The organism is Rhizomicrobium sp. (genome assembly GCF_056722145.1).
The window spans coordinates 1-8,800 of the sequence record NZ_JBWZET010000207.1 but is presented as its reverse complement, the minus strand read 5'-3'; the positions used below and the strand labels follow the sequence as shown (position 1 = coordinate 8,800).

At 64.9% G+C, this 8,800-nt stretch carries 6 protein-coding genes and 3 pseudogenes; 3 read left to right on the top strand and 6 right to left on the bottom strand.

Features of this window, described 5'->3' with window-relative positions:
• The 4 genes and pseudogenes from AC1P6P_RS11220 to AC1P6P_RS11205 all read right to left on the bottom strand — a co-directional run.
• Positions 1 to 340: pseudogene (locus tag AC1P6P_RS11220) on the bottom strand (FtsK/SpoIIIE domain-containing protein); the annotation flags it as partial.
• 36 nt (positions 341 to 376) lie between these two features.
• Positions 377 to 1,240: pseudogene (locus AC1P6P_RS11215) on the bottom strand (DNA translocase FtsK); the annotation flags it as partial.
• A gap of 180 nt (positions 1,241 to 1,420) precedes the next feature.
• Positions 1,421 to 1,927 (bottom strand): annotated as a pseudogene (locus AC1P6P_RS11210) (DNA translocase FtsK 4TM domain-containing protein); the annotation flags it as partial.
• On the bottom strand, positions 1,924 to 3,123 hold the full coding sequence (locus tag AC1P6P_RS11205; protein WP_481402526.1) for an aminotransferase class I/II-fold pyridoxal phosphate-dependent enzyme: 1,200 nt from the start codon (positions 3,121 to 3,123) through the stop codon (positions 1,924 to 1,926). The pseudogene AC1P6P_RS11210 and the gene AC1P6P_RS11205, both read right to left, overlap by 4 nt.
• 228 nt (positions 3,124 to 3,351) lie before the next feature.
• Here AC1P6P_RS11205 and AC1P6P_RS11200 point away from each other — a divergent pair, with 228 nt between their 5' ends.
• Both AC1P6P_RS11200 and AC1P6P_RS11195 read left to right on the top strand, forming a co-directional pair.
• Complete coding sequence (locus tag AC1P6P_RS11200; protein ID WP_481402525.1) at positions 3,352 to 4,551, top strand: radical SAM/SPASM domain-containing protein; 1,200 nt, start codon at positions 3,352 to 3,354, stop codon at positions 4,549 to 4,551.
• Between the two features lie 85 nt (positions 4,552 to 4,636).
• Positions 4,637 to 5,593, top strand: coding sequence for a TraB/GumN family protein (locus tag AC1P6P_RS11195; protein ID WP_481402524.1), 957 nt, complete (start codon positions 4,637 to 4,639; stop codon positions 5,591 to 5,593).
• 117 nt (positions 5,594 to 5,710) lie between these two features.
• Here AC1P6P_RS11195 and AC1P6P_RS11190 read toward each other — a convergent pair whose 3' ends face one another.
• Positions 5,711 to 7,051, bottom strand: coding sequence for an ammonium transporter (locus AC1P6P_RS11190; RefSeq protein WP_481402523.1), 1,341 nt, complete (start codon positions 7,049 to 7,051; stop codon positions 5,711 to 5,713).
• A 54-nt stretch (positions 7,052 to 7,105) separates the two neighbouring features.
• The gene (locus AC1P6P_RS11185) at positions 7,106 to 7,444 is read right to left on the bottom strand and encodes a P-II family nitrogen regulator (RefSeq protein WP_481402522.1); all 339 of its coding nucleotides are present in this window, start codon (positions 7,442 to 7,444) and stop codon (positions 7,106 to 7,108) included.
• A 217-nt stretch (positions 7,445 to 7,661) separates the two neighbouring features.
• Here AC1P6P_RS11185 and AC1P6P_RS11180 point away from each other — a divergent pair.
• The coding region (locus AC1P6P_RS11180; protein ID WP_481402521.1) for a UbiH/UbiF/VisC/COQ6 family ubiquinone biosynthesis hydroxylase at positions 7,662 to 8,800 on the top strand (1,139 nt) is incomplete at its 3' end.

Here is an 8,800-nt window from a genome sequence, read left to right as displayed (position 1 = left end):
CTTCCACCCCGCGCACGCCCAGCTTCGACATCTTGCGATAGCGCTCTTCCATTTCGCGCACCGCCCATTTCAAGGCCACGATGGCTTTCTTGGGGTCGGTCACCACCGGCGCCAGCAAATGCGGAATGCCGTCATAGACCGACAGTTCCAACATTTTGGGGTCAATCATGATCAGGCGGCATTGCTGCGGCGACATGCGATAGAGCAGCGACAGGATCATGGTGTTGAGGCCCACCGACTTGCCTGAGCCGGTGGTGCCCGCGACCAGAAGATGGGGCATCTTGGCCAGGTCGGCCATCACCGGCTCGCCGCCGATGGTCTTGCCCAGGGCCAGGGTCAGCGGCGCGCGCGCCTTTTCATAGTCGGAGGCCGAGAACATCTCGCGCACCGCCCATTTGAGGGCGACGACGGCCTTCCTCGGATCGGTGACGACGGCGGTCAGAAGATGGGGAATGCCGTCGTAGGCCGACAATTCCAGCATCTTGGGATCGATCATGATCAGCTTGCACTGGTCCGGCGGCAGCCGATAGAGCAGCGACAGGATCATGGTGTTGATGGCGACAGACTTGCCCGAACCGGTGGTGCCAGCGATCAAGAGGTGGGGCATCTTGGCGAGATCGGCCATCACCGGCTCGCCGCCGATGGTCTTGCCGAGGGCGAGGATGAGCGGCGCCCGCGCCTTCTCGAAATCGCCGGAGGCAAGCAGCTCGCGCAACACCACCATTTCGCGGGTCTGGTTGGGCAGCTCGATGCCCATGACGTTGCGCCCCGGGATCACGGCGATGCGCGCGGCGACCGCACTCATGGACCGGGCGACGTCGTCGGCGAGGGCGATGACGCGGCTCGACTTCACGCCGGCGGCGGGCTCGAATTCGTACAGCGTCACCACCGGGCCCGGACGCACCGCCATGATGCGGCCCTTGACGCCGAAGTCGGACAGCACCGATTCCAGCATCCGGGCGTTTTCTTCCAGGCTCTCGTCGGAGAAGGCGGCTTCGTCGCTGCGGTGCTGCGGTTCCGACAACAGCGTCAGCGGCGGCAATTCGTATTCGCCGGAATTGAACAGCGCCGGCTGCTGCTTGGCGCGCTTGGCGGCGGGTTTCTTGGGGTCGTCGCGCTTGACGCGGTTGACGTTCGGCGGCGTCGCCGGATCGGGCGGCAGTTCGGGCTCGTCGTCGTCTTGGTCTTCAACATCATCGTCTTCGTCGGCGACGATGCGCGGCGGCCGCGGCTCGGCGCGGCGCTTGGGCGGCTTGCCTTCCGGCACCTTCAACAGGCTGGTGAGCCAATAACCGAACGCCAGCACATGGAAGCTGCCCCTGGCGATGGCGCGCGGTTTGATGTCGGCGGCCAGCGTCGCCAGCGCCAGACCGGCGAGGAGGAGAAGCAGCGGCAGCACCGAGCCGACCCAGGGCTGGCCCCAGCCGCCGCCAAGACGTTCGGCCATCTGCATGGCCGCGATACCGATATTGCCGCCAGCGCCAAAGCTGTCGGGCTTTGGCAGGATACCGAGCCCGGCCGCGGTCAGCATTGTGGCGAACGGCCAGGCGATCAGCCGGCGCATCGCCTGGTTGAGGTCGAGCCCGATCATGGCGCGGGCGCCCCAGACGATCGGCGGCAGCAGGAAGACGAGGGAAGCAAACCCGAAATACTGCAGCAGGATATTGGCGGCGGTGGCGCCGAACGGCCCGAGCAGATTGGTCGCCTCGTGGCTGGTGGCGGTGTCGGAACTGGGATCGTTGGGATTGTAGCTGGCGAGTGCCACCAGGACGGCGGCCGCCCCGACCAGCACCAAGAGTCCGGCGCCGCGGAACAGCGCCAGCTTCAACAGCTCCGCCGTCTTGCGGCGGGCATCGGCCAAGGTCTCGGACAACCACGCTCCCTTGCGGCGCGGCTGGTAGACTCCCGACGATCGTGCGCCGCTCATGGTCCCTCTTCGCTCAAGATAGACCCAATCTTAACCAATGCCGCACGAATGGTTGATAAATCGTTGACGAGGGCGATCCGGATGTACGGAAAGCCAGGATTTGTGCGGGGTTTTTCGGCGACGATTTCGCGGCCCATATAGGCGCCGGGCAGCACCTTGACCCCGGCCTCGCGCCACAGCTTGAGCGCCATGGCCTCGCCATCGCCGACCTCCAGCCACAGGAAAAAGCCGCCTTTGGGCAGGGTGAAACCGGGCAGGGCGCCCAAAATCTGCTCGGCCAGCTCGAAGCGCTCGGCGTAGGCCGCGCGGTTCTTGCGGACATGGTCCTCGTCATTCCAGCACGCCGCCGAAGCGGCTTGGATCGGCAGCGGCACCTGCGGGCCGGCATAATTGCGCAACGCCCGGAAGCGGGCCATCAAGGCGGGATCGCCCGCCACGATGCCGGAGCGCAAGCCCGGCAGGCCGGAGCGCTTCGACAGCGAATGGAAGCTGAGGAGGCGCTCATACGGGGCGCGGCGGACCGACAAAGCGCCGAGCGGCGGCGTGTCGAGATAGATGTCGGCGTAACATTCGTCAGCGAACACTGTAAAATCGAAGGCATCGGCGAGCGCGAACAGTGTTTGCCAATAGGCTTCGCCGGCCGCGGCGCCTTCCGGATTGGACGGCGAGCAGAAATAGGCGGCCACGGTGCGGTTCAGCACTGACAGCGGCAGCGAAGCGAAGTCGGGCAGGAAGCCGGTCGCCGCCCGCGCCGGGACGTAAACCGGTTCGGCCCCGGCGGCATAAATCGCCGCCGCGTAGCACTGGTAGAACGGGTTGGGCAGCAGGATCACCGGCCGGCCGCCGCCTTTTTCGTCCGGGGTGACGATCTTGGGCGCCAGGAACAGGCCCTCGCGGGTGCCGTTGAGCGGCAGCACCTGGGTGGCGGCATCGATCCTGGCCCCGAAGCGCCGGTTCAGCCAGCCGGCCGCGGCCTCGCGCCATTCGGCGGTGCCGTCGATCGGTGGGTACTGGCCGAATTCGGCAGCGTGGGCGAGCAGCGCCTCACGCACGAAACCGGGCACCTCCCCCCTGGGGTCGCCGACCGCCAGGCTGATCGGTTTTTCCAAACCGCCAGGCGGCACGCCCTCCACCAGCAGCGCCAGCTTGGCAAAAGACCCTTGCGGAAGATCGGAGAGACGGCCGGGGAAGATCACGGGTGACACTCGTTGGAAACGGGCGATTGAGTCATGACGTTAGTCTTAATGCAACCGGCCGCGCCACGGCAGGTGCGAGCGGCCGTAAGAACCCGCAGAGCGCGAGCATTTCCCAGTACAGTTAACGGAATGTTCGTTCAAAGCACCTAGAAGGAATGACGGGGGGAAAAGCGCATCTGGCGCGTTCTGCGAAGACGCACTGATCCCGGATATATCTGGAGTCTGAGGATGGATGCTTGTGCGCCAGCGGCGGAAACTCATCCGCGCGCCGAAATCGATGCCGTTCTGAATTACGCCTACGTCCTGTTCGACCGCGGCTGGGTTGCCGATGCCTATCGCATCTGTACGCAGATCGAACAGCTCGGCTATTCCCAGGATGAGACGCGCCGGCGCGCCATCAACGCCGCCTTCGCCGCGCTGACACCGGCCGAGGATACCGGGCCGCATCAGCCCGCCTTCCTGATCAAGAACCAGCAGGTGCTGTCGACGCTGCATTTCACCGCAGCGCTGACCGAGCATCAGAAAAAGCTCGCCTTCAAGAGCGCCGTGCGCAAGGTCGACATCGAAACTTCGACCCAGTGCAACCGGCTCTGCCGCTATTGCTCCAATCTCGTCAACGATCGCCGCTCCAAGAACGTCTTCATGGACAAGGTGGTGTACGAGAAGCTGATCGATCAGCTTGCCGAGATCGACTACATGGGGCGCGTCTCCTTCGTCGGCCACAACGAGCCGATGATGCACATGGACGATCTTGCCGAGCGCATCCGCTATGCTCGGCTTCGGCTGCCGCGGGCGCGTCTGGCGATCTTCACCAACGGCGATTATCTCAACATCGAGAGCCTCAGGCTGCTCGAGGAATGCGGCCTCACCGTCATCAACATGACCGTGCATCTGTCGACCGACCGCCCGTTCGACGAATGCGAAGCGCTCAGGCGCGCCCTCGACAAGGCCAAGAAGCTGGCGCTGACGCCCGAGATCGACGTCTTCATGAAGGGCGTGCGCTTCGCCATCAATTTAAAGGGCTCGCCGCTCGAAATCCGCATCCGCCACGCCAACATGATGGAAGTCGGCCACTCGGAAGGCGGCGTGATGGAAGGCGTCGGCCTCAAGGTCAACGCGCGCACCATGCCGTGCCAGATGCCCTATTACGCCTTCATCGTCGGCTATACCGGCAACGTCCATCCCTGCAGCCTGGTGGTCGCCGACGTGCCCGACCATGTGCCCTTCATCACCGGCAACGTCCGCGACAGCTCGATCTTCGACATCTATGCCGGCCAGGCCTATGTCCGTTTCCGCCGCTTGATGATGCCGATCTCGGCCAAGCCCGGGGTTTGCGCAACCTGCCCGTCGTATCACGACACCTACGACGCCGAATGGGGCCAGACGATGCAGGCGCTGATCAGCGACGCCGACCGGGTGACCGCCTGAAATTCCTGTCGCGAATGTGATCGGCCGGAGAGGGCTACGCCATATTAGTGTGGTCAACTCACGGCCAACGATTCGGGAGGGGACGATGCGGCGGATTCTAGCGGTAACGGCTTCCATAGCGTTTTTGACGGTCGCTGCCGCGGCCGAGACGCCACCTCCGCCGGTGACGGATTGGGCGCCGGACGAAACCGTCGTGGTCTCGGCGCAAGGCCAGGGTCCGGCGCTGTGGCACATCAAGAAGGGCGAGTCCGAAATCTGGATCCTCGGCACGGTGTCGCCGATGCCCAAGGGGCTCGCCTGGAACAGCACCCACCTCGCCGAGATCATCAAGGGCGCCCGCGCCGTGCTGGTGCCGCCGAAGGCCTCCGCCGGTTTCTTCGAGACCAGCTGGTTCCTCGTCACCCATCGCAGCCTGTTGTCGATGCCGGGCGACCAGAAGCTGGAAGACTCCCTGCCGCCGCCGCTCCGGGCGCGCTTCGTCGCTGCCCGCACGGCGCTCGAAATCGATGCCGAAAAGTACGAGGACGATCCGCCGGTGCTGACCGCGGTCGAACTGTTGACCGCCTACAACAAGGCGCGGGCGCTTGAGACGTCCGAGCCGATGGCAACCGTCGAGCGTCTCGCCAGACAGAACAAGGTGCCGCTCAAGCTGGTCGGCGAATATGGCGCGCTCGCCATGGTCAAGGAATTGCTGCGCCTGCCGGTCGAAGCGCAAGTCACCTGCCTGGAAGCGTCGGTCGCCTATACCGAGCAGGCCACGGCGCACAACCGGCTGCTCGCCGAAGCCTGGGCGACCGGCAATCTTCGCCAGATCAAGGCGCACTACGTTCCCGACCGCTTCGCCGATTGCGCCAAGCAGGTGTCGAGCTACGGCAAGCTCAACGAGCGCGCTGTCGCCGATTACCTGAAGGTGATCCACGAGGCGCTCGCCCAGCCGGGCAAGGTCGTGCTCGTCACCGACGTCGGCTCGCTGTTGCGTTCGACCGGCGTCGCCGAACAGCTGCACAAGGAAGGCCTCATCATCGAGGGTCCGCCGGAGTAGGCATTTCTGCCCCACGCTCCATGTGCCAAGGACAAGATCGCCTCGCGCGCGAGGGCAGAAAGCAAAAAAAGGGCGCTCCGAAGAGCGCCCAGTTTCTCTGGAGGAGACAGTATCCGGTCAGCCGTGGACCGTTTCGCCATGGAGGTTGATGTCGAGACCCTCGACTTCCACTTCCGGCGACACGCGCAGGCCGATGACGAGATCGATCAGCTTGAGGATGACGAAGGTGACGATGCCGGAGTAGGCGAACACCGCGGCGACGTCGATCGCCTGGATGCCGATCTGGGCGAAGTTGCCGTCGATCAGCCAGCCGCCGTTCGGCGCCTGAGCCGCATTGATCGCCTTTGAAGCGAACACGCCGGTCAACATGGCGCCGAGCGCGCCGCCGACACCGTGCACGCCCCAGGCGTCGAGCGCATCGTCGTAGCCGAGCCACTTTTTCATCCACACTGCCGAGGTGTAGCAGACCGCACCGGCGGCGAGGCCGATGAAGAAGGCGCCGGTGGCGTCGACAAAGCCCGAGGCCGGGGTGATGGCGACAAGGCCGGCGACCGCGCCCGAAATCAGGCCGAGGACCGACGGCTTCTTGGCGATCAGCCATTCGACGAACGACCAGGAGAGCGCCGCGGTAGCGGTGGCGATCTGGGTTGCAGCGGCGGCCATGCCGGCGTTGACGTTGGAGGTCACGGCCGAGCCGGCATTGAAGCCGAACCAGCCGACCCACAACAGGCTGGCGCCGATCACCGACAAGACGAGATTATGCGGCGCCATGTTCTCGGTGCCGTAGCCCTTGCGCTTGCCGAGCACCAGGCAGGCGACGAGCGCCGCGGTACCGGCATTCAGATGCACGACCGAACCGCCGGCGTAGTCGAGGGCGCCCTTGGTTCCGAGCCAACCGCCGCCCCAGACCCAATGGGCGATCGGGCAATAGACGAAGATCAGCCACAGGCCCATGAACCACAGGAAGGCGGAATACTTCATGCGGTCCGCCAGCGCGCCGGCGATCAGCGCCGGGGTGATGATGGCGAACGTCATCTGGAAGAACATGTAGACCGATTCAGGGATCGTTCCGGCCAGCGCGCTTTGCGCATTGAGGCCCATCGGCTTGAGGAAGAGATAGCCGAAGCCACCGATCAGCTTGTTGGCTTCGGGATCGGCGTTGTTGGTGAAGGCGATCGAATAGCCGATGATGTACCACAACACCGTAATCAGGCAGGTGGCGCCGAAGCTTTGCGCCATCGTGGCGAGCACGTTCTTGCGCCGCACCATGCCGCCATAGAACAAGGCGAGGCCCGGGATGGTCATCAGCAACACCAGCGCGCTGGAGGTCAGCATCCAGGCGGTGTCGCCGGTGTCGATTTTCGGACCCGCGGCGAGCGCGGCGCCCGACATGGCAACAAGGGCTGCCATTCCCGCAAGCGCACCACGCGCCAGCTTCTTCATGTTCGTTCCTTTCATAATAGTCCCCTTAGATCCCTTGAGCGCTCTTGGAACGCCAACCACGCGCGCGCCTCAAAGGGCGTCGCCGTCCGTTTCACCGGTGCGGATGCGCACCACTTGTTCGATGGCCGTGACGAAAATCTTGCCGTCGCCGATCTGGCCGGTCTTGGCCTTTGAGGTGATGGCGTCGAGCACCGCGGGCGCGATCTCCGATTTGACCGCGACTTCGATTTTCAATTTGGGCAGGAAGCTGACGGCGTATTCGGCGCCGCGATAGATTTCTGTATGCCCCTTCTGGCGCCCATAGCCCTTGACCTCGGTGACGGTCATCCCCTGGACGCCCAGGGCCGAGAGCTGTTCGCGCACTTCATCCAGTTTGAACGGCTTGATGATCGCCGTGATAAGTTTCATCGCTGCTTCCCGCTGTTTGGCCTCGTCGCTGTCCTTCATCAAGAACCGTGCCGACTCGGTGCGCAGAGGTAAGGCGCTGATTTAGAAAGAATATTTCCATCGCGACAGGAAGTTGCCGCAGCCTACGGAGCAAAGAACGCACAAAATTTGTACAGCGAATATTTGGCGCCTAAAAAATAGGCATTGACGGTTGGCGGGCGGCATGGGAAGCCAGGGTATGGACGCAGATGTGATCATCGCCGGCGGCGGCTTCGTCGGCCTCAGTCTGGCCCTGGCGCTGGCCCGCGACGGGCTCACGGTCGCGGTCGCCGATCCGGTCACCCCGGCCACCGCCGCCCAGGAGGCATTCGACGGCCGCGTTTCCGCCTTGTCTTACGCCGCCTTACGGATGTTCCAGGCGCTGGGCGCGTGGGACGATCTCGCCCCCGACGCGCAGCCGATCGAGCAGATCCTGGTCACCGATGCGGCGCTCGGCCGCCCGCCGTCGCCGTTCTCGCTGCATTTCGACGGTGAGGAAATCGGGCGCGCCCTCGGAGCCATTGCCGAAAATCGCGCCATCCGCCGCGCCTTGTACGCCGCCGTTGCCCGCCAGCCCGCCATCCGCCTGATCGCGCCGGCCTCGGTGCGCGCGGTAGACGTAACGGCCGCCGCTGCCACCGCCCGGCTCGCCGACGGCCGCGATCTGACCGCGGCGCTGATCGTCGCCGCCGACGGACGCGATTCGATGGTGCGCCGCGAGGCCGGCATCGGGGTGGTCGGCTGGTCCTACGCCCAGCACGGCATCGTCACCACGGTTCATCATGCCCGGCCGCACAATGGTACGGCCTACGAACATTTTCTGCCTTCGGGCCCGTTCGCGATCCTGCCCTTGCCGGGCAACCGTTCATCGCTGGTGTGGACCGAGCACGACGATGCCGCGCGCGCGCTCCTGGCGCTCGATCCCGAGGCGTTCAACGCCGAACTGGCGACGCGCTTCGGCGATCATTTGGGGCCGGTCAAAAGCGAAGGGCCGCGCTGGAGCTACCCCTTGCGCTTTCATGTGGCGCGCGATTTCGTGCGGCCGCGGCTGGCGCTCGCCGGCGATGCGGCGCATGGCATTCATCCGATCGCCGGCCAGGGCCTGAACCTCGGACTTCGTGATGCCGCCGCGCTCGCCGACGTGATTGTCGATGCCGCCGCGCTCGGCCGCGATATCGGTTCGCTCGATGTCTTGAAGGCATACCAACGCTGGCGCCGCTTCGACAGTGTCGCCACCGGACTCACCATGGACGCCTTCAATCGCCTGTTCTCCAACGATCTCTCGCCGCTGCGCCTGGCCCGCGATGTCGGCCTCGGCGTGGTCGACAAAATCGCGCC

Bases quoted from the DNA above. Each gene is read 5' to 3' on its own strand.
- AC1P6P_RS11185 (WP_481402522.1), bottom strand. From the start codon at position 7,444: ATGAAACTTATCACGGCGATCATCAAGCCGTTCAAACTGGATGAAGTG.
- AC1P6P_RS11200 (WP_481402525.1), top strand. From the start codon at position 3,352: ATGGATGCTTGTGCGCCAGCGGCGGAAACTCATCCGCGCGCCGAAATC.
- AC1P6P_RS11190 (WP_481402523.1), bottom strand. From the start codon at position 7,051: ATGAAAGGAACGAACATGAAGAAGCTGGCGCGTGGTGCGCTTGCGGGA.
- AC1P6P_RS11195 (WP_481402524.1), top strand. From the start codon at position 4,637: ATGCGGCGGATTCTAGCGGTAACGGCTTCCATAGCGTTTTTGACGGTC.